Below are 20,080 nucleotides of genomic sequence, written 5' to 3'. Positions count from 1 at the left end.
TTGGTGCACGGACTGCATGACTTCCCCTTACAGGCTCTTGCCGGGTTCCCGACCTAGAGGCAAGTTAGCTGCGACGGATCCGTCGTGAAATAGGGCGTCTCCCCTATGTTCTCCGGGTGGCAGGCGGCCGTCAGGGTGCGCCGGGCTCCGTCATGACCCTGGCGAGTTCGGATCGCGAGCGCACCCCCAGCTTTCGGTAGACGCGGCCGAGATGGACGTCGACGGTCTTGTGGCTGATGAACAGCTCAGCGGCAATGGCCTTGTTCGACAGCCCGTTGGCCGCGAGCTCGGCGACGCGGCTCTCCGACCGGGTCAGGTTCGACACGTCCCGGGGTCCGGCCATCCGGTCCAGTTCGATTCGAGTCCTGTTGGCCCACAGCGGAGCACCGAGCTGCTCGAAAGTCGTCGACGCGTGTCGCAGCGTTCGCTCTGCGGCGTCGCGCCGGCGATGTCGACGAAGCAACTGCCCCACGAGCAACTGAGTGCGCGCCTGTTCAAGCGGCATAGGCAGCCGAGCATGGTGCTTCATCGCCAACTCAGCTGTCGTCAGCGCGCTGTCGAGGTCGCCGTTCTTGGCGTGCCACATGGCGCGGCATCGGGCTCCCATCGCGAGCATCCAGGGTCGGTCGTTTCGCTCACCGTTGGTCTCCAGCAGGCGGATGAAGGTCACAGCCTCGTCCTGACGGTCGAGATGGATCAGCGCTTCGACACCGTCGGGAACGCACAGCGAGGTGACGATCTCGGTCCCCAGCGGCACCATGCGTCCGCCGAAGAGGGACGGCGCGGCCGCGGCCAATGCCAATTCGTGATTCCCCAGCGAGATCTCCATGGCGGCGATGAAGGCCCGGGTCCCGTCGTCGACGGTTTGCAGTCCCCGTCGATCCGCCGCGGCGGCCACCGCCTTGGCCAAGTTGCGGGCTTCGTCTACGTGCCCGCGCACGGACTCGAGGCCGCACCGCATTGCCTTAGCGGCGATGAGCGCGATCTCACCGTCGAGGAGCTGCGCCCGCGCCGTCATGTCGTCGACGCTCGCCTGCGCGGCCGGATAGTCGCCGCGCCAGAGCTGGGCCATGAACATCTGCAGTGTGACGTGTTGGATGTCAGTTTCGTGACCCCGGTCGACACAGGTCAGTCGGATGAGGTCGTACTCGGCGAGGGCTTCTTCGAAATATCCTGTCCAGCAGGCGAGTTGAGCACGGTGCATAGTGGCACGAAGTGGAATCGGGGTTTGCGCGGCACGGTCCTGCAAATCGATCGACCGTCGAAGGACCTCCTCGTCGACACCCCTGCCCATGGCGAAGTTCATCAGGACCAGCATTCCAAGAGCGCCACTCAACGTCCCCGGGTCGTCCAACTCGTCCGCGTCCTTCGCGGCCCGCTCGACCTTCCCGGCACCCGCTGCGTAGTCGCCCGCGTTGTAGTGCGCGAAGGCCGCTGACAGCGATGCACTGACCCCGAGCGCAACGTCGTCCCTGGCAAGCCCGTAGGCCTCCTCGAACAACGCCACGGCGGCAATCATGTTGTCGTCGAGCATGCGCACCGATCCGAGCAGCGCCACCGCGTGCCCCCGAAGAGGGCTTGGCGGCAACTCCGCCAGCAGATCCTCGAGAAGACTTCGGGCACGCGGTGCGTCACCTGATGCAAACCGTATGCTCGCCAGCTGTATCCGTCGCTCGGGAGTGTCGCCGCCGTGCTGGATGGCGAGCTCCAACAGCTCAGAGGCGGCCGCAGGGGCTCCGCGCCTCACGGCCGACATCGCTGCCACCTCGAGGGCGGTCACGACGGCGGGGTCGCCCACCGTCGCGGCGAGCGCGAGATGCCGAGCGTGCGACTCCGGCTCCGGCACCAGCGTTGCCAACCGACGATGAACCTCACGGCGCTCGGCGTCCGTTGCCTGTTCGTAGACACCCATGGCGAGCAGGGGGTGGGCGAAGACGACGACGTTGCCATCCAGCCGAGCAATCCCCGCGGATGCGGCGGCGTTGACGAAGTGCACCACGCGTGCAGGGTCGGTGTTCAATACTGCGGACACCAGCTCGACCGTTGGCGTGGTCGCAGCGGCCGCAATCAGCAGCGCACGTCTCGCGTCGTGGTCGATTCCGTCGATGTGAGCGCGGACGAGTTCGGTCAACGACTGCGACAGAACCAGCTCTCCGCGCCGCCCGCGCGCTCGCGCGAGTTCGACTGCGTAGAAGGCGTTTCCGCCGGAGATCTGGTGAACACGCATGACGTCGGGGACCGAGAGCCGCACACCCAACTCATCGGAGATCACCAACTGCAGGTCCGTCGCGGGCAGCGGGGCCAGCGTGTGACGACGGAGCGCAGTGGGGTCGAACAGCTGAAGCCACGCGGTCGACCGGCTGTCCGGTGTCCTGATTCGCGTGGTGCCCAGGACCGCGACCGGCCCCCGCAGTCGCCGAACGGCAAACGCAATCGCGGTACGACTGGAGCTGTCCATCCATTGCAGGTCGTCGAGCGCTAGGAGCACCGGCGCCTGACGTGCACAGCGGTTGAGGATGCTCAGCACCGCGGCGCCGACCGCATAGAGGTCGGTGGCTCCGTTGCCGTTCGTCCTCGCTAGCACCTGTGCGATCGCATCCCGCTGCGGCACCGGCAGATCGGCCCCGAGATCACCGACGTCGATCAGCAGGTCACAGAGCGAAGCATAGGCAAACACCGACTCCGCTTGGCTCGCCCGAGCGGTCAGAACCGTGAATCCGCGCGCGGCGGCGGCGTCCCGGGCGTGTAGCCACACCGTCGTCTTGCCAATCCCTGGCTCGCCGTCGAGGACGAGCCCCGCGGGGGTGTGCATCGCCGTGTCGAGCAGCGTCGCGACGGCGCGAGCTTCTGCCGCGCGGCCCACCATGCTGGTCGCCATACCTCGCAGCATCTCACTGCGACGTCGAACACGCCCGGCCTGGCGCGCGACCGGCTGCAGTCGATCACTCAACCGACGGGCCAACGGGTTCCTAGAATCCGGGCCAGGCGAAGAGGAACGTCACGGCAGGCCGCCCACGAAGGAGGGGTCGGGCGCAGACGGGACGTAGCCGGGCGGCATGTGGTCCGAGCCCTGCGGCTGCGACGCGTAGACCGGGGTTGGCGTGCCGTACCCGGGCAGGGTCGGGTCGTACCCCGGCAGCTGTCCAGGAACCGTGGGTGGCGTGAACCCCGGCACGGCCACGCTCGACCCGGCCATCAGCGTCGACGCCACGAAGACCGCAGCCTGCGTGGTGTACACCGGCACGTAGCCGTCGGTGTGCCCGCTCCACGCGTTGCCCTCACCCGCGTGACAGATCGGATCCGTCGGGTTGCACAGATCGATGGCCTTGCCGGTGAACATCGCCGACTGGGACGGCAGCTTGGTACCCGAGCGGTTGGCGACGTTGCCGAAGGTCGCCACCGCCGCGACATTTCCTGCGAACGCCGACGGAAGCGCTGGCCCCCAAGCGATTCCGACGATGGGATTGCCGGCGACGATGTTGACGACGTCCGCCCCCTGGGAGTAGCCACCCAACACGATCTTGGTGTCGGGGCACGACTCAGCCATGGATTTGATGTGCTTGATCGCATCCTTGGCGCCGTCCCCGCTGCCCAGCTGGAGCTTGCCCGCGTCGTAATCCACCCCGTATGTCGCGATGTTCATGCCGACGGCCTGCTCGCGCAGCGAGTCGACGAAGGCAGAGCCGACCTTGCCGATGCCCTTCGGCTCGTCCGTCCCACGCGCGAAGACCACTTCGGCGTCGGCGCAGTCGGCGGCGGAGGCACGCGGCACGGCAACGGGAATCCACTGCTGTGCCGCTATCACCAGCGCCGCGGCGCCAGCACCGGCCAACCGGGCCTTCGTCGTCAGCGAGCTACGCCCGCGATGGTGTCGCACCCGGCAGATGTTACCCCCTGTCAGCGCAAACGCGACATCGTCGACATTTGACGCGCTTCTCAGCGAACCCGTGACACCCCACCCAACTGGACCTTCGGCAAGACGCTGCTAGGGTCGCCGCGTGCCATCACTCGACGCGATCGACGGTCATGACGGAACGCGAGTCTGACCGGACCTCGGCGTCGGCCCCGGTGGGTGCGATACCCCCACTCGACGTCGTCGGCTCCGAGATCCTTCCTCCGGTCGCCGACGACGTCCGCAGGCGTTTCCGCATTCTGGAACGGCTTGCACCCGCAGTGGGCTCGCGGTGGGCGGTGGAGTTGTGGTGTACACCGCCCGTCATGGAATCCGCTCTGCGGCTGCCGCCGGGCGTGCCACCGGGCAAGCCGCTCGAGGCCTTCTGGGATGGGCACCGGGTCGTCGGCGAGGAATGGGGCGAGGGACCGCCGGTATATCTGGTTCACGGCTGGGGCGGCCGACGTCCGCACCTGGCGATGTTCATCAAGCCACTCGTCGCAGCCGGGTACCGCGTCATCGCGTTCGACCTGCCCAGTCACAACGAGTCCGACCACGGCGAGTTGGCCCCGGGACGGACCACGTCCGTCGAGTGCGCGGCGGCGATCAAGGCGATGATCGAGGCACACGGGCCGGCCCATGCGGTGGTCGCCCATTCGCTCGGCGGAAATGCCACGGTGTGCGCGGCGGCCGAAGGTGCCTCCGTCGGGCGGTTGGTTCTGCTGTCGCCGATGGGTGACTTCCCCCTGTACCTGGACTTGTTCGCCGCACGGCACGACTTCGGCCGCCGAATTCGGGCCGGGCTGCAGCGCCGTCTCGAGAAGCGAATCGGAATGCCGCTGCACGAGACCAACATGGAGCACGTCGGCCGCCTTGCCGGGTACCCGCCGCTTCTCGTCATTCACGATCCGGACGACCCCGATGCGCCGTACTTGGCCAGCCAGCGGCTCGCTGCGACGTGGCCGGGCGCGCGACTGCTGACGACGAAGGGACTCGGGCGGCTGGCTCACTACCGGATCCTTCGCCACCGACCGGCGATCACCGCCGGTGTGGAATTCGTCGGTGTGCCGACGGCAACCTGACTCGAGGCGTTGCCTACCAGCGATTACGGTGTCCAGGCGTTACCGTCGCAAGATGTCTGACTCCGATTTCGGCGATTTCGAGTTCGAGCGGAAGTTCTACGTCCGCGAGATGCCCGCTGTGACTGCCCTCGACCCACAGCCCGAATTGATCGTGCAGGCTTACCTGTTCGCCGCCGACGGGTACGCGGTTCGCGTTCGACTGCAGGGCCCCGCCCCCGTCGACTTCGATGCTTCTCCGAACAGTCGCGTCGACGTCACGAGCCTTGCTGACGCCGACGCGATCGGAACCATGACCGCCAAGGGCCCGGCCGCGGGCGGCACCCGCTACGAAGCCGAACGCGAACTCGACCCGGTCGTCGCCGGTCAGATCGTCTCTCGCGCAGACCATGTCATCACCAAAATTCGCTACTCGGCGTGGCTCGGCGAGGACGGCTGGATCGTCGACCGGTTCCTCGGCCGCAACGCACCCCTCTTACTGGCCGAGGTCGAACGCAACACTCCGGTCGTCGATCTGACGATCCCCGCGTTCTGCGTCACCGAGGTGTCCGAGGACGACCGGTTCCGCAACGAGTATCTGGCCCATCACCCGTTCGTCGACTGGGCCGCCAACTACCGTGACGAGCTGTCGAAGACCGGGCCCCGTTTCGTTCAACACCTGGGCACGAACGAAGTCGAAGGCCGCCAGCCCAGGCCGTGACGACGGCCGGTCGCCGTCAGAGTCGCGACTACGGCCCATGGGGGCACGGGCGCTTGCTGAGTGGTTCCATGTCGCCCCCACATGAGCGTTTCACCTGATGCCTCCGTGGCGCAGTGAGCGATTGGGTCAAGGATCCTGTGCGGTCGGGCCATGGCCGCGGCTCGTCGACCACATCTAGCGTCGACGCCATGGGACCGCTTCGAGGAGTCAGAGTCGTCGAGATGGCAGGCTTGGCGCCCGCCCCGTTCGGATGCATGGTGCTCGCCGACCTCGGGGCGCAAGTGGTGCGGATCGAACGCGGCGGCGCGCCGGGCGACGGCCTCGTCCCGCCCGACGGCCCGCTCGACCGCGGCAAGTACAGCGTGGCGTTGAACCTGAAGGACGCCGACGACCTCGAACGACTGCGCGCGATCGTCGAGAACGCCGACGTGTTCGTCGAGGGGTTCCGTCCCGGTGTAGCCGAGCGGCTCGGCATCGGGCCCGAGAACCTGCTCGGCCGCAATCCGCGGCTGGTCTACGGACGCATGACGGGGTGGGGTCAGGATGGCCCGCTGGCCCCGACCGCCGGTCACGACATCAACTACATCGCAGTCTCCGGCGCGCTGGACCTGGTGGGCCGCGCAGGGCAGCGTCCGGTACCGCCGGCCAACATCGTCGGCGACTTCGCCGGTGGCGGAATGCTTCTCGCGATGGGCGTCGTGGCCGCCCTCTACGAGCGGACGACCTCCGGGAAGGGTCAGGTGATCGACGCCGCGATGCTCGACGGATCGGCGCTCTACACCGCGTTCATGCACGGCCTGCACGACGTCGGATTGTGGAACGAGCCGCGTGGGGAGAACATGCTCGACGGCGCTGCGCCGTTCTACGACACCTACGAATGTGGCGACGGCCAATTCGTCGCCGTGGGATGCGTGGAGATCCCGTTCTTCCTCCAGATGCTGGCCCTGCTGGGCATCGACGACCCCGAGCTGCCCTTCCAACTCGACCGGACCGGCTGGGCCACGCTGCGGGGTGTGATCACCGCCCGATTCAAGGAACGGTCCCGCGACGAGTGGACGGAGGTGTTCGCCTCCTCCGACGCGTGCGTGACACCGGTGCTGTCGCCGTGGGAAGCTCACGAGCACCCACACAACCGCGCCCGCGGCACCTTCGTCGACGTCGGCGGTCTGCGGCAGCCGGCACCAGCGCCCCGGTTCAGCAGAACACCACTGCCGGTCCCCGCGGCGCATACGAAGGACGCCACATCGGTGCGCGACGTGCTGGCGGCGTGGGGCCTGCCCGCCCCTTAGGACGAACGGTAGGAACCCGGGGGGCTGCCGGTCCAGCGACGGAACGCGCGGGCGAACGCGCTGACCTCAGAGAAACCGAGCCTGTCGGCGAGCTCCGCGATGGTCTCGTGCCCATTGGTCAACGCAGCGATCGCCTCGTCACGCAGCACCTGATCGCGGATGTCTCGCAGCGACGTTCCCTCCTCGCGCAGCCTGCGCCGGACGGTCTGTTCGCTCATCGACAGCCGGACGGCCACCTCGTCCATCGCCGGAAGTCGTTGCCCCCGACCTGGTTTGATCATGTGGCGGACCTGGTTGGCCACCGAGGTGCCGTAGTCCCGCCGGGACAGCAGATCACCCGGGGCGTTGCGGACGAACTCCTCCAGTTCGGCTTCGGAGCGCACCAGCGGCGCGGTCAGCACACCGGTGCCACACACCAGCATGGCCGTCGGGGCGTCGAACACCACCGGGGCGCCGAAGATCAGGTCGTAGTCGTCGACGCCGGGTGGTCGTGGATAGGGCACCTCGACGCGGTGGAGCGCGATCTGACGACCGATCGCCCAACCGATGAACCGGTGCAGCGACGCCAGTAGTGCATCGACCAGCAGGTCCACCGGGTCGCCGCCCAGGCCACTTAGATCCACCGAGATTCGCAGCTCCTCGCCCACCGTGGACACCGCGGCCGGCGGAACCGCGGGAAGCGCCCGACTGAACTGTCGATAGCGCTCCAACGCCGAGGCCAGGTCGGGCGCGGACACCAGCGCGTAGATCATCATGCGAAACGACCCGCGCGGCATGCTGGTCGCGCCGAGCCCCAGCAATTCGTCGTCGGTGGCCGACCACAGCGCTTGAACCAGCGCGGCGACCTGATCGTCGGTGACACGGGCGCGGTTCTCGGCCAGCAACAGCGGGGAGATGCCCGCACGCTGCAACATCTCCTCGACGTTCCACCCCTGACGCAGACCCAGCCCGACGAAGGCCTGCACACGGCCGATCGGAATCGTGTAGCCCGTCGGGCTCATCTCAGCCACGGCACTGAAACTACCAAGCGAGCCCGCCGAGCGTTCCGGTCAACGATTGCGTACGTTGCGGTCCTCGTCTTCGACCGGCGCGGACCATAGCGTCGCAGACATGCAATCAGACGGTTTTCACCTCGAACTTCTCGACAAGTGGGGCGTGGAACGCGATTTCAAGGTCGACCCCGAACAGTGCGTGGCCTACGCCCTGGCGACGAATGATCCGATCGCCGCACACCTCGACGGCGTCTACGCACCACCGGTATTCGCCGTGGTGCCGGTGACCGTCATGATGGCCGACGCGACCATGTCGTTGGTCCCCGATGAGCTGATGATGCGAATCCTGCACGGTGAGCACGATTTCAGGTTTCATCGGCCCATCGAGCCCGGCGAGGTCCTCACCGTCCGCGCCAAGCCCGTCGGCATCGAGGGCAAGGAGTCCGGGGTGGTGGTGACGACTCTGATCGAAACCCGGGACACTCAGGGCGAACTCGTCAATGAGCAGTACTTCGTCGGCTTCTTTCGCGGCGGTGAGTTCGACGGCTCGGCTGGCGTGAGAAGCCCCGGACACACCTTCCCCGACCACCTACGTGCCGAAGAGCCGGCCGTCACCGTGACCGCTCGGTTCGACGACGACCAGACGTTTCGGTACTCACCGGCCTCGGGTGACCCGATGCCGATTCATCTAGACGACGACTTCGCCAAGCAGATGGGTCTGCCCGGCATCATCATCCACGGCTTGTGCACCATTGCCTTCACCTCCCACGCCCTCATCGCCACCGTGTGTCCCGAGGATCCCGCGCGGCTCGAGCGCCTGGCGGTACGGATGTCGAAACCGGCGTTTCCCGGCGAGACCATCACCACCTCGGCATGGCACGCGACCGACGGAACCTACCGCTTCGAGACGCGGGGCGACGAAGAGCCCGACAAGTACGTCATCACCGATGGCCTTGCCGAGTTCCGCTAGAGCCGAAACCGTTAGGAGACCAAAAGCACGTGAGCAACTCATCCAACAGGGTGTTCGTCGTCGGCGTCGGCATGACGAAGTTCGAGAAGCCCGGGCGCCGTGAGGCGTGGGACTACCCGGCGATGGCCCAGGAATCTGGCGGCAACGCGCTGTCGGATGCCGGCATCGAGTATGGCGCCGTCGAACAGGCCTACACCGGCTTCTGCTATGGCGAGTCGTGCTCGGGCCACCGGGCCGTCTACGGGCTCGGACTGACCGGCATCCCGGTGTTCAACGTCAACAGCAACTGCTCCACCGGATCGAGCGCGCTGTTCCTGGCCGCGCAGGCGATTCGCGGCGGAATCGCCGATTGCACACTGGCTCTGGGCTTCGAGAAGATGCAGGCCGGTTCCCTGGGAACCACATATGACGACCGCGAACAACCAATGCAGCAGCACCTGCTGGCGATGGCCGAACTGCGCGAGATCTACTTCCCGCCGGCCCCCTGGATGTTCGGTGCCGCCGGGATCGAACACAACGAGAAATATGGCTCGTCACCCGACCACTACGTCAAGATCGCCGTCAAGAACCACCGCCATTCGGCGAAGAACCCGAAGGCGCAGTTTCAGCAGGAGTACAGCACCGAGCAGATCGCCGGCGACAAGATGGTCTATCCGGCCGCAGGGCTCACGCGCTCGATGTGCTCGCCGACCTCCGACGGGTCCGGGGCCGCGATCCTGGCCTCGGAGCGCTTCGTCGACGAGCACGACCTCGGCGACCGAGCCGTCGAGATCGTCGGTCAAGCACTCGTCACCGACGTCGCGGGCACGTTCGAATCGGGCAGCCTGGCCACCCTGGTGGGTGCCGACATGACTCGCACCGCGGCACGGAAGGTGTACGAGCAGGCCGGAATCGGTCCGGCCGACGTCGACGTCATCGAACTGCACGACTGCTTCGCTCCCAACGAACTGTTGACCTACGAGGCTCTCGAACTCTGCGGCGAAGGCGAGGGACACCACCTCGTCGACGGCGATGACACCACCTACGGCGGGCGTTGGGTCGTGAACCCCTCCGGCGGGCTGATCTCCAAGGGCCACCCCCTCGGAGCGACCGGGTTGGCCCAGTGCGCCGAACTCACCTGGCAACTGCGCGGCGAAGCTCAGGGTCGCCAGGTCGACGGTGCACGAATTGCGTTGCAGCACAACATCGGCCTCGGCGGATCCGCCGTGGTAACCGCCTACCGGCCAGCCAACCGCTGACCGTCGTCGAGAAGGAGAAGCACTCATGGCAGGAACCAACGTCGACCGCGTCGTCAACGCCCCCGCGGAGAAGGTGTGGGCCGTGCTCACCGACCTTGCCCGCTGGGAGGAGTGGAACACCCTGTTCACCAAGTGGAAGGGCGAGGTTCCCGACACCGTGGCGCAGGGAAGCCAGATGACCGCAGTGCTGACCATCATGGGCATGGCCAACACGATCACCCTCACCGCCGACGAGTTCGAGCCCCCGACCCTGGTCAAACTCAGCGGAACCGGGATGGCGGGCGCGAAGATCAGTCTCACCTTGTCCGTCGAACCGGACGACGAGGCCGCTCGCGTGACGGCACAGGCCGACTTCGTGAGCCAGATGATGGTCGGGGCCATCGGCAAGGCCATCGAGCGCTCTGCCAAGAAGGAACTCGACGCGTCCCTCGAGAAGCTGGCGGCGATCGTCGAATGAGTACGGGCACACTCGCGGGCCGCGTCGCCGTCGTCACGGGAGCCGGCCGCGGGATCGGACGTTCACACGCTCTGCTGTTCGCCGCCCAAGGCGCCATGGTCGTCGTCAACGACGCCGGCGGGTCCAATACCGGTGAAGGCGGCGACACCGGACCTGCGCAGCAGGTCGTCGACGAGATACGCGCCGCTGGCGGCACTGCGGTCGCCAACACCTCCAGCGTCGCCGACTTCGCCGCGGCGGCAGGCATCGTCGAGCAGGCAGTCGCCGAATTCGGTGGACTCGACGTGGTGGTCAACAACGCGGGCATCCTGCGCGACGCGTTCCTGCCGGGCATGGAGGAAGGGCAGTGGGACAGCGTGATCGGCGTGCACCTCAAAGGCCACTTCAACGTGCTGCACCACGCCGCGGCGTATTGGAAGGCCCGATCCAAGGCCGGCGACCAACCCAACGCCGCCGTCGTCAACACCGCGTCGGCATCGGGCACGTTCTCGGTGATTCCGGGCCAGGCCAACTACGGCGCGGCGAAGGCCGGGATCGCGGCCATGACCCTGGTCGCCGCCGAGGAACTCGAACGCTACGGCGTCCGCGTCAACGCGATCGCGCCCGTCGCCCGCACCCGACTCACGCTCGCCACCCCCGGCATGGGGGCCATCTTCGCCGAAGAGGTTCCCGACGGAGAGTTCGATGCCTTCAGCCCGGACAACATCTCGCCCGTCGTCGCCTACCTCGGGAGCGAGAAGTGCCCTCTGACCGGGCAGGTGCTCGCGGTTCAGGGCGGGGCGGTGTCGCGACTACGGGGCTGGACGATCGTCGACGACGTCGAAGTCGACGGCCCCTGGGTGCTCGACGAGCTGCCGTCCCAATTGGACGGCTGGGCTAACTGACCCGCGCCGATGATCAACGAACACCCGGGCGTGCGGTACGCGGGCTACCGCACGCGCGAACTGGGCGTCGACGGAGACGGCCCGACCATCGTGCTGTTGCATGGGTTCGGCCACCCCGCCGACTGTTGGCGCCCGGTGCTGCAACGGCTGGGCCAGGCAGGCAGGTCGGCGATCGCCGTCGACCTGCCCGGCTTCGGCCATGCCGATGACACCCGCCCCGGACCGGGGCTCCCGCAACTCGACGCCTTCGTCGACGGCCTGGTCGACCACCACGGCAGCTCGGCACCCGTCGTATTGGTGGGCAATTCGCTCGGCGCCCTGGCTGCTCTGCGCGCGGCCGGCCGCAGGACGCCCGTCGCCGCCGTGCTGGCAACGGCCGCAGCGGGTTTTGGGTGGACACCGGCCATCCGGGTCGGCACGATGGGCGACCTGCGCTGCGTGGCACTGCTCGCAGAGGTGCCCGCACCCCGCGCGATCCGACGTCCCGTCGTGGACGCCGTCGCCCGCCTGCTGCTCTACGGTCGACGAACCGACGCCGACCCCGACATGATCGCGCTCGTCACCGCGCAGCTGTCGAACCGCACGGCATCGCGTCGGCTGATGCGCTCGGCGGTCGCCTATGCCGGCGAGGTGTCCACCCGTCAGCGCGTCGGACCAATCGACTGCCCCGTGACCTTGGTGCATGGACGTCGCGATCACATCGTGTCCCTGACCGCCAGCCGGCGCCTTCACATCTCGCTGCCCGGCAGCACCCTCGTCGTGCTCGACGACGCCGGACACTGCCCGCACCTCGACGCCCCCGACGACATCGCCGCCATGGCAGCACGACTCACCACCACAGACAAGGAGTCAGAATGAGCACCGACTATCGACTAAGCCTCGGCCTCACCGACGAGCAGCGCGAATTGTCCCGAGCCGTGGACGGACTCGCCCGCCGTCACCTCACCCCCGACGTCCTACGTGGTGCGGTCGAAGCCCCCGAGGTCATCCCCGACTTCTGGCCCCTGCTGTCAGAACAGGGCGTCCTCGGGTTGCACGTCGCGGAGCGGCACGGCGGACAAGGTGCCGGACTGCTCGAGCTCGCCGTGGCGCTCGAAGCCCTCGGACGCACCTGCGCGCCCGGACCGCTCGTCGCGACCGTGCTCGCCGCGGCCGTGCTCGGCACCGACGACGGCAAGGCGGCCACCGCCCTGCTCCCCGGTCTCGTCGACGGTTCGAGCCGCGGCGCCGTCGGCCTCGCCGACGGCTTGACTGGCAGCCGGGACGCCACCGACGCGCTGGTCGTCACCGGCCACACGGCCGTGCTGGGCGCCGGTCTGGCCGAGGTCCTCATCGTGCCGGTCGACGTGAACGGCGAACGCGTCTTCGTCGCGTTGGACGCCGTCGACGTCACCCTGTCGCCCACCGAGGCCGTCGACGTCACCCGCAAGATCCCTATCGTCGTCGCCGATGAGATCAACGTGCCCGCGGACCGCATTCTCGGGATCACCAGCGCTTCCGTCGACCACCTCGCGACGATCGTGCTGGGCGCCGAGGCGGTGGGACTCGCGTCCTGGTGCGTGTCCACCGCCGCCGAATACGCCAAGGTCCGCGTTCAGTTCGGTAGGCCGATCGGGCAATTCCAGGGCGTCAAGCACCGCTGCGCCGGGGCCGCCGTCGTCCTCGAACAGGCCAGGGCTGCCGTCTGGGACGCCGCCCGGGCGTGGGACTCGCGTGACGCGGCCGTGGGCTTCGCCACCGCGGTCGCGCGGTTGGTGGCACCGGACGCCGCGGTGTCGGCTGCCCGCGACTGCATTCAGGTGCTCGGCGGCATCGGTTTCACCTGGGAACACGACGCGCACCTCTACTATCGGCGTGCTCTCACCGCGCGGGCGCTGCTCGGCCGCAGCCGGGACTGCGCCGAAACCGTCGCCGCCGCGGCGCTGGAGGGTCCGTGTCGCACCTTCGACTACGAATTCCCCGCCGGCGCAGACGAATATCGTGCCGCCGTGCGCACCGAGCTCGCACAACTCGCAGCCCTCGGCGACGACGCGCAGCTCATCGGACTGGCCGACGGCGGCTGGGTGATGCCGTTCCTGAGGGCGCCCCACGGACGAGGGGCCGGCCCCGTCGAACAGGTGGTCATCGCCGAAGAACTCGAGCGTGCCGGACTGGTCACCCCCGAACTCGGTTTGGCCGCCTGGCTCATGCCGTCGATCGCCGTCCACGGCACCGACGAGCAGCGTCGGAATCTACTCCTGCCGACTCTGCGCGGTGAGGTGCTGTGGTGCCAGATGTTCAGTGAACCCGAGGCTGGCTCCGACCTCGCAGCGCTGCGCACCGAGGCGGCCAAAGTCGACGGCGGATGGCGCGTCAACGGTCAAAAGATTTGGACGTCACTGGGTTTCGCCGCCGAGTGGGGCGTGCTGCTGGCCCGCACCAATCCAACCGCTGCAAAACATGCGGGCATCACCTACTTCGTCGTGGACATGAGCACCCCCGGCATCCAGACGAACGCTCTTCGCGAAGCCAGCGGCGGAACGCTGTTCTCCGAGGTCTTCTTCGACGACGTCTTCATTCCCGACTCCGGCGTGATCGGAGCCGTCGACGACGGCTGGCGGGTCGCCCGAGGCACCCTCGGCCACGAACGCGTGGCGCTCGGCAAGGGCCTGGCGCTCAACGCCAACGTCGACGACCTCGTCGCCTTCGCCAAGAGCCGTGAGGTGCCGTCGACCCGGCTCGGCGAACTCCTTGCCGAGAACCAGACCATGACGCTGATGAACGGCCGCACATTACTGGCCCAGCTGTACGGCGTCGACCCCGGCGCGGCACCCAACATCTCCAAGTATCTGTCCATGCGATTCGGCCAACAGGTCGCCGACTTCTGCCACGCCGAACTCGGCGCAGCCGGCAGTCACGAGGAGGCGGACCCGCAGTCGCGCAACTGGATCGAGAAGACCCTGTCCTCACGTGCCATGACCATCTACGGCGGAACCAGTGAAGTCCAGCTCAACGTGATCGGCGAACGGGTGCTGGGACTTCCCCGCGACCGGGAAGTGTGACCACGCCCACCGTCGAATTCGTGCCTGGTGGCCTCCATGGAGCCGCAACGATCGACGAACTGCCTGCTCACAAGGGTGGAACTACGTTCAATTGATTCGAGCAATCCGCGGGCCAGACTGCACCGAATGACTATGCGTGGAACGGGCCAACCCAAGTCAGCGCGCGATCGCCGTGATCGGGAGCGGAGTGGCAGGGCTCACCGCAGCACACGTGCTGAGCGAGCGCAACCGAGTGACGCTGTTCGAGGCGGACACTCGGCTAGGTGGGCATGCGCACACTCACCACCTAGATCGCGGTGACGGCACTACGGTCGGAGTCGATTCGGCGTTTCTGGTGCACAACGACCGCACCTATCCCACGCTGTGCCGGCTGTTCGCCGACCTCGGCATCGAAACCGTCGAGACGGAGATGTCGATGTCCGTGCGCGACGACGGCGTCGGGCTCGAATATGCAGGTGCCCGCGGCATCGGCGGGTTGTTCCCCTCGTGGGCCTCTATGACCCGACCGCGCTACGTGAAGATGCTCGCCGAGGTGAAGCGCTTTCACCGGGTCGCCACCCGCTTGCTCGCCACCGACGACACCGGCGACGTGGAGACGCTGGGATCGTTCTTGTCGCGGCACGGGTTCTCGGCCTTCTTCGTCAAATGCTTCATGACGCCGCTGGTATCGGCGGTCTGGTCCTGTGCGCCGGGTGTGGCGATGGAGTACCCCGCTCGCTACCTCTTCGTCTTCCTCGAACATCACGGCATGCTTTCAGTCAGGCGTTCACCGACGTGGCGGACCGTGCGGGGCGGTTCGGCAACCTACGTGAATGCCATCCTGAAAGATGTCGCCGAAGTCCGGTCCGGCGCGCCGGTTCGCTCGGTGCACAGAATCGACGGCGGCGTAATCGTCACTGCCGACGGCGAACCGCGCCGATTCGACGCCGCCGTCATCGCGACCCATCCGCATCAGGCCCTGTCGATGCTCGACGAACCGACCCAAGCCGAGCGTTCCGTGCTTGGGTCGATTACCTACTCGACCAATCCTGCGCTCCTGCACGGTGACGTATCCGTGTTGCCGCGACGCCGGCGCGCTCGGGCCTCGTGGAACTACCTGAAACCCGTTGACCGTGAACAGGTTCTGATCACATACGACGTCACACGGCTCATGCGGCTCGACGGAGCGCGGCGCTTCCTGGTCACCCTGGGTGGCCAGGATCTCATCGATCCGTCGCTGGTCCTAGCGGAGATGACCTACGAGCATCCGTTGTACACAGCGGAATCCGTTGCTGCGCAACGACTGTTGCCATCACTAGACGACGATCAGATCACCTTTGCAGGCGCTTATCACGGGTGGGGATTCCACGAGGACGGTTGCGCCTCCGGGTTGCGGGCGGCCCGACGGCTCGGCGCGGACTGGCCTCACATCGGTCGGTGGCGAACAGCGGTTCCCGCATGACGGCGCCGGCGCTCTACCGAACCACGATCAGGCACCGCAGGCAGGCCCCTGTTCACCACGAGTTCGAATTCCGCAGCTACAGCTGGTACGTCGACGTCGACGAGTTACCGAAACTGCCATGGTGGCTGCGACCGTTCGCTCGGTTCGAGGCCGTAGACCACTTCAATGACGGGCCTGCGGACTCGCTTCGACAGCGCGTCGGCGCGTGTCTGGCCGCGCACGACGTCGACCTCGGCGGCGGCACGGTGACCGCTGCCCTCCAACCCAGGGTCCTGGGATACGTGTTCAATCCGCTCAGCCTGTACTGGTGCCACGATACGACAGGCGAATTGCGCTGTGTCATCGCCGAGGTGCACAACACCTACGGCGACAGACACGCATATGTGATTCCAGCGCAGCAGAATCGATCGGTGATGATTCCGAAGGAGATGTACGTCTCGCCGTTCAACGGCGTCGACGGGCACTACCGAATTTCGGCGCCGCTTCCCGGGGCCGTTCTCGACGTCGTCGTATCGCTGCATCGGGAGGGTCATCCCCCGTTCGTCGCGACGGTGCACGGCGAACGACGGCAATTCACACCGCGGCAGGTCCTCGTGCTCCAACTCGTCGCGCCACTGGCACCGCTGATGGGTACCCTGGCAATCCGTTTCCATGGAATTCTGTTGTGGCTGCGAGGTCTTACGGTGGTGCCGCGGCGGCACGGCGGCGAGATCGACGTCGAAGGGGCGAAACCACGGTGACTGCCGATACGGAAACCACCGCAGGTCCAGTCGACCGAGCTCGGTGGCCTGCGCTCGCCCGCGTGCCACGCGGACCGATGGCCGTACTGTCGGCCCGGATAGCCTCGCAACTCCTGCGTGACGCGGCGCGCAAACTTCCGCTGCGGCTGGTCTATCCGGACGGCTCAGTGGTGGGTGCGGCCGACCCCGCAGCGCCGACACTCACACTACGGCAACCGGATCGGCTGGCTCGCCGCGTCGGGCATACCGGTCTGATCGGCTTCGGTGAGTCCTACATGGCCGGGGAGTGGGAATCCGACGACCTCGTCGGCGTGCTCACCGTGTTCGCAACCTCGCTTGCCGACTTGGTGCCGCGCTACCTGCAGACACTGCGACCGATTGCCTTGGTGCGGCAACCGCGTTCCCAGCACAACAACCTAGATCAAGCCCGGCGCAACATCGGTGAGCACTACGACCTCTCCAATCAGATGTTCGCGCAGTTCCTCGACGAGACGATGACGTACTCGAGCGCGTTGTTCCCCGCTCTGCCGGCATCTTGGGATGACCTCGCCGGTGCTCAATGCCGCAAGATCGACCGACTGCTCGACGCGGCGAGAGTCGGGCCGGGCAGCACGGTGCTCGAAATCGGCACCGGCTGGGGCGAATTGTCCGTCCGGGCTGCCACCCGCGGTGCCCGGGTGCGTTCGATCACCCTGTCATCCGAGCAGCAGCGCGCGGCGCGTCAACGAGTCGCGGCCGCTGGCCTGTCGGACCGCGTCGACGTCGAACTCTGCGATTATCGCGACGTGTCGGGTCGCTACGACGCCGTCGTCTCCGTGGAGATGATCGAGGCTGTCGGTTACTCGTTCTGGCCCACCTACTTCCGCGCCCTCGACCGGCTCGTGAACCCGGGCGGTAGGGTCGCCATTCAGGCGATCCTGATGCCGCACTCGCGGATGCTTGCCAGTCGCAACACCCACACCTGGATCCAGAAGTACATCTTCCCAGGCGGTCTGCTGCCATCCAGGCAGGCAATACTCGGCATCACCGAGCGGCACACCAGCCTGCGCACCGAGGACATGGTGTCTCTGCAGCCGCACTATGCGGAGACGTTGAAGCTGTGGCGGGAGCGATTCGTGGCGAACCGGGACGCGGTATTGGCGTTGGGATTCGACGACGTCTTCGCCCGTATGTGGGAGTTGTACCTCGCGTACTCGGAGGCCGGTTTCCGGTCCGGTTATCTCGACGTGTGTCAGTGGACGTTCGCCCCGTCCGGAGGCCGCTGGTGAACTTCGTGGTGGTGAGCGCCGCGTCCTTCGTGGCCGTCGCCGTCGTTCACACGGTGACCTTTCTCGTCGGTCGGGTCATCGGCCGCTACAACGTCGTCGACGTCAGCTGGGGCATCGGCTTCACCGCGATCGCCGCGGTGGCCGCGGTGCTTGGCAGCGGCGATGTGTTCCGACGGATCCTCCTCCTGGTGCTGACGGCGCTGTGGGGTCTTCGGTTGGCGTGGCACCTGTTTCGCAAGACCAAGGGGAATGGTGAAGATCCGCGCTACCGAAGACTGCTGAACGACGACTTCTCGGCCGGCCATGTCATCCGCCGGATCTTCCTCGTCCAGTCCGCTGCGACCTGGTTCATCGCGCTTCCCATACAGCTGTCGGCCACCCTCGGACCGACACCGTCGCTCCTGTTGGCGGCCATGGCCGTAGGCGTCGTCGGTTGGGCCGTGGGCATCACGTTCGAGGCCGTGGGCGACCATCAGTTGAAGGCGTTCAAGGCCGATCTGGCCAACGAGGGCGCCATCATGGACCGCGGGCTGTGGGCGTGGACGCGGCACCCGAACTATTTCGGCGACGCCGCTGTGTGGTGGGGACTGTGGCTGATCAGCGTTGCCGAGTGGAGTTCTCTGGCGACGGTGTTGTCCCCGGTGCTGATGACCTACTTCCTGGTGTACGCAACCGGTGGCCGGCTGACCGAGAAGCACATGATGGGCCGGCCGGGGTTCGAGGAATATTGTTCGCGCACGCCGTTCTTTCTGCCGCGGCCCCCCAAGAAGCGGCCCGCCTAATCGGTTGCCGCCGCGGCCCAAGGCCGGGTGTGCGGCATCTCGGCCCTACCGTCCACGGTGGGTTTGACGGCCAGAATCTGGTCTACGCCCATGCGCCCCTCGGCGAAGGCCAGTCCACCGCCGACCAGGTAGAGCCGCCACACGCGGGCGACTTCGTCGCCCTGCAGTGCGACGAATTCGTCGTTGCGGCGATCGAACGTTTCGAGCCAATGGTCCACGGTGCGCACATAGTGTTCGCGCATTGCCTCCACGTCGCGGATCTCGAATCCGGATGATTGCAGGAGGTCGACCGTGTGGGCGAGTGGGCGCATGTGCATGTCGGGCGCGATGTATGACTCGATGAATGCACCGCCGCCCGGAGCGGCACCCACCCGGCGCGACATCTGTTGCAGCAGTAAGCGTCCCGTCGGTTTGAGTGCGTCGTACATTATCTGCGCGTATTGCCCGTAGTGCTCTTCACCGACGTGTTCGCCCATCTCGATCGACCCGACGGCGTCGAACTGGGCGTCCGCCTCGGGGAGCGAACCGAATTCGCGGTAGTCCTGTAGGCGCACCTCGACCCGATCGGCGAGGTCAGTGCCAGCGGTGCGCTCGGAGACGAACGCACGTTGTTCGGCCGAGAGCGTGATACCCGTCGCGGTGACACCGTAGTGCCGCGCGGCGTGGATGATCAGCGATCCCCAGCCGCAGCCGACGTCGAGTAGTTTCATCCCCGGCTTGAGGCCGAGCTTGCGGCAGACGAGGTCCAACTTTGCAGTTTGTGCGTCGTGCAGGGTCTGGCCGTCATGGGTGAAGTACGCCGACGAATAGGCCATGTGCTCGTCGAGCAGCAGCCGGTAGAAGTCGTTGGACAGGTCGTAATGGTGGGAGATCGCCGCGACGTCGCGATGCCGCGTATGCCGTCTGCCCGTCAGCCGCGCTTCGGAGGCGGGTGGACGGGGCGGCGCACCCACGACGCCCAGCCGCGCGGCGACCACCGCTGCCTGCGCGAGGTCGCGGGCTCGCAGAGATCGGCTCGCCGGCCGGGCGCGGGACTGCTGCCACACCCGGCGGAATCCCTCGGCCAAGTCACCGTCGACGTCGATGTCACCGCTCACGTACGCCCGCGCAAGACCGAGTTCTCCCGGCGCCCAGAGCAAACGGCGCAGCGCCCGTCGCGACCTGATGACCATGACGGGGCCGCCACTAGGACCCGCCTCACTGTCGTCCCAGGCGCGTATGCGCACCGGCAGTTCGGCACCGGTGACGTCGCGGACGAGTCGGGCAAGGCGGTGGGCAACGCTCACGAGAATATTCTCCATCGCTTC

General features: G+C 67.1%; 17 protein-coding genes. 13 read left to right on the top strand and 4 right to left on the bottom strand.

Translation table 11 applies throughout. From position 1 onward, the window contains the following. Window positions 1–130 precede the first annotated feature (130 nt). Window positions 131–2,878 (bottom strand): helix-turn-helix transcriptional regulator, encoded by a 2,748-nt coding sequence (locus H7K45_RS30125; protein WP_263999864.1) that lies wholly within the window; start codon window positions 2,876–2,878, stop codon window positions 131–133. 120 nt (window positions 2,879–2,998) lie between these two features. After that, the gene (locus H7K45_RS30120) at window positions 2,999–3,877 is read right to left on the bottom strand and encodes a cutinase family protein (RefSeq protein ID WP_372512695.1); all 879 of its coding nucleotides are present in this window, start codon (window positions 3,875–3,877) and stop codon (window positions 2,999–3,001) included. Between the two features lie 149 nt (window positions 3,878–4,026). Between H7K45_RS30120 and H7K45_RS30115 the strand changes: the two genes are divergently transcribed. The 3 genes from H7K45_RS30115 (at window position 4,027) to H7K45_RS30105 (ending at window position 6,960) form a co-directional block, all read left to right on the top strand. Further along, window positions 4,027–4,974 (top strand): alpha/beta fold hydrolase, encoded by a 948-nt coding sequence (locus tag H7K45_RS30115; RefSeq protein ID WP_263999862.1) that lies wholly within the window; start codon window positions 4,027–4,029, stop codon window positions 4,972–4,974. A 52-nt stretch (window positions 4,975–5,026) separates the two neighbouring features. Beyond that, window positions 5,027–5,671, top strand: a complete 645-nt coding sequence (locus tag H7K45_RS30110) for a CYTH domain-containing protein (RefSeq protein ID WP_263999861.1) — start codon at window positions 5,027–5,029, stop codon at window positions 5,669–5,671. A gap of 188 nt (window positions 5,672–5,859) precedes the next feature. Then, a complete protein-coding gene (locus H7K45_RS30105; RefSeq protein WP_263999860.1) occupies window positions 5,860–6,960 on the top strand; it encodes a CaiB/BaiF CoA transferase family protein in 1,101 nt (366 codons plus the stop codon). On the opposite strand, the gene H7K45_RS30100 is transcribed toward H7K45_RS30105, so the two are convergent. Beyond that, window positions 6,957–7,961: an AraC family transcriptional regulator gene (locus H7K45_RS30100; protein ID WP_264000072.1), complete on the bottom strand. Its 1,005-nt coding sequence runs from the start codon at window positions 7,959–7,961 to the stop codon at window positions 6,957–6,959. The genes H7K45_RS30105 and H7K45_RS30100 overlap by 4 nt on opposite strands. A 109-nt stretch (window positions 7,962–8,070) precedes the next feature. Between H7K45_RS30100 and H7K45_RS30095 the strand changes: the two genes are divergently transcribed. From H7K45_RS30095 to H7K45_RS30050, 10 genes are all read left to right on the top strand, one after another. Further along, window positions 8,071–8,922 carry a MaoC/PaaZ C-terminal domain-containing protein gene (locus H7K45_RS30095; RefSeq protein ID WP_263999859.1) on the top strand — a complete coding sequence of 284 codons (852 nt, stop codon included), beginning with the start codon at window positions 8,071–8,073 and terminating at the stop codon, window positions 8,920–8,922. A 29-nt stretch (window positions 8,923–8,951) separates the two neighbouring features. Next, the gene (locus H7K45_RS30090; RefSeq protein ID WP_263999858.1) at window positions 8,952–10,160 is read left to right on the top strand and encodes a lipid-transfer protein; all 1,209 of its coding nucleotides are present in this window, start codon (window positions 8,952–8,954) and stop codon (window positions 10,158–10,160) included. Window positions 10,161–10,185: 25 nt separating this feature from the next. Next, on the top strand, window positions 10,186–10,617 hold the full coding sequence (locus H7K45_RS30085; RefSeq protein WP_263999857.1) for a type II toxin-antitoxin system Rv0910 family toxin: 432 nt from the start codon (window positions 10,186–10,188) through the stop codon (window positions 10,615–10,617). Then, on the top strand, window positions 10,614–11,501 hold the full coding sequence (locus H7K45_RS30080) for an SDR family oxidoreductase (protein ID WP_263999856.1): 888 nt from the start codon (window positions 10,614–10,616) through the stop codon (window positions 11,499–11,501). The genes H7K45_RS30085 and H7K45_RS30080 overlap by 4 nt, the downstream gene beginning before the upstream one ends. Window positions 11,502–11,510: 9 nt before the next feature. Then, window positions 11,511–12,359 (top strand): alpha/beta fold hydrolase, encoded by an 849-nt coding sequence (locus tag H7K45_RS30075; RefSeq protein ID WP_263999855.1) that lies wholly within the window; start codon window positions 11,511–11,513, stop codon window positions 12,357–12,359. Then, window positions 12,356–14,542, top strand: coding sequence for an acyl-CoA dehydrogenase family protein (locus H7K45_RS30070; RefSeq protein WP_263999854.1), 2,187 nt, complete (start codon window positions 12,356–12,358; stop codon window positions 14,540–14,542). The genes H7K45_RS30075 and H7K45_RS30070 overlap by 4 nt, the downstream gene beginning before the upstream one ends. Window positions 14,543–14,678: 136 nt before the next feature. Continuing rightward, on the top strand, window positions 14,679–15,983 hold the full coding sequence (locus H7K45_RS30065) for an NAD(P)/FAD-dependent oxidoreductase (RefSeq protein ID WP_263999852.1): 1,305 nt from the start codon (window positions 14,679–14,681) through the stop codon (window positions 15,981–15,983). Beyond that, the gene (locus tag H7K45_RS30060) at window positions 15,980–16,723 is read left to right on the top strand and encodes a DUF1365 domain-containing protein (RefSeq protein WP_263999851.1); all 744 of its coding nucleotides are present in this window, start codon (window positions 15,980–15,982) and stop codon (window positions 16,721–16,723) included. The genes H7K45_RS30065 and H7K45_RS30060 overlap by 4 nt, the downstream gene beginning before the upstream one ends. Next, on the top strand, window positions 16,720–17,991 hold the full coding sequence (locus tag H7K45_RS30055) for a class I SAM-dependent methyltransferase (RefSeq protein WP_263999849.1): 1,272 nt from the start codon (window positions 16,720–16,722) through the stop codon (window positions 17,989–17,991). The genes H7K45_RS30060 and H7K45_RS30055 overlap by 4 nt, the downstream gene beginning before the upstream one ends. Beyond that, on the top strand, window positions 17,988–18,773 hold the full coding sequence (locus H7K45_RS30050; RefSeq protein WP_263999848.1) for a DUF1295 domain-containing protein: 786 nt from the start codon (window positions 17,988–17,990) through the stop codon (window positions 18,771–18,773). Before H7K45_RS30055 ends, H7K45_RS30050 begins: the two co-directional genes overlap by 4 nt. On the opposite strand, the gene H7K45_RS30045 is transcribed toward H7K45_RS30050, so the two are convergent. Beyond that, the gene (locus H7K45_RS30045; RefSeq protein WP_372512694.1) at window positions 18,770–20,059 is read right to left on the bottom strand and encodes a class I SAM-dependent methyltransferase; all 1,290 of its coding nucleotides are present in this window, start codon (window positions 20,057–20,059) and stop codon (window positions 18,770–18,772) included. The two genes, H7K45_RS30050 and H7K45_RS30045, sit on opposite strands and share 4 nt — an antisense overlap. Window positions 20,060–20,080 lie beyond the last annotated feature (21 nt).

The sequence above is a fragment of the Mycobacterium yunnanensis genome, from assembly GCF_025823185.1.
Lineage (GTDB): Bacteria > Actinomycetota > Actinomycetes > Mycobacteriales > Mycobacteriaceae > Mycobacterium > Mycobacterium yunnanensis.
Note: the sequence above shows the minus strand (reverse complement) of the source record. Positions and strands in the feature narration are given on the sequence as shown.

Excerpts from the sequence above, each read along its gene's own strand:
- H7K45_RS30125 (WP_263999864.1), bottom strand. The coding sequence starts at position 2,878 with ATGGCGACCAGCATGGTGGGCCGCGCGGCAGAAGCTCGCGCCGTCGCG.
- H7K45_RS30115 (WP_263999862.1), top strand. The coding sequence starts at position 4,027 with ATGACGGAACGCGAGTCTGACCGGACCTCGGCGTCGGCCCCGGTGGGT.
- H7K45_RS30110 (WP_263999861.1), top strand. The coding sequence starts at position 5,027 with ATGTCTGACTCCGATTTCGGCGATTTCGAGTTCGAGCGGAAGTTCTAC.
- H7K45_RS30105 (WP_263999860.1), top strand. The coding sequence starts at position 5,860 with ATGGGACCGCTTCGAGGAGTCAGAGTCGTCGAGATGGCAGGCTTGGCG.
- H7K45_RS30100 (WP_264000072.1), bottom strand. The coding sequence starts at position 7,961 with ATGAGCCCGACGGGCTACACGATTCCGATCGGCCGTGTGCAGGCCTTC.
- H7K45_RS30095 (WP_263999859.1), top strand. The coding sequence starts at position 8,071 with ATGCAATCAGACGGTTTTCACCTCGAACTTCTCGACAAGTGGGGCGTG.
- H7K45_RS30085 (WP_263999857.1), top strand. The coding sequence starts at position 10,186 with ATGGCAGGAACCAACGTCGACCGCGTCGTCAACGCCCCCGCGGAGAAG.
- H7K45_RS30080 (WP_263999856.1), top strand. The coding sequence starts at position 10,614 with ATGAGTACGGGCACACTCGCGGGCCGCGTCGCCGTCGTCACGGGAGCC.
- H7K45_RS30075 (WP_263999855.1), top strand. The coding sequence starts at position 11,511 with ATGATCAACGAACACCCGGGCGTGCGGTACGCGGGCTACCGCACGCGC.
- H7K45_RS30070 (WP_263999854.1), top strand. The coding sequence starts at position 12,356 with ATGAGCACCGACTATCGACTAAGCCTCGGCCTCACCGACGAGCAGCGC.
- H7K45_RS30060 (WP_263999851.1), top strand. The coding sequence starts at position 15,980 with ATGACGGCGCCGGCGCTCTACCGAACCACGATCAGGCACCGCAGGCAG.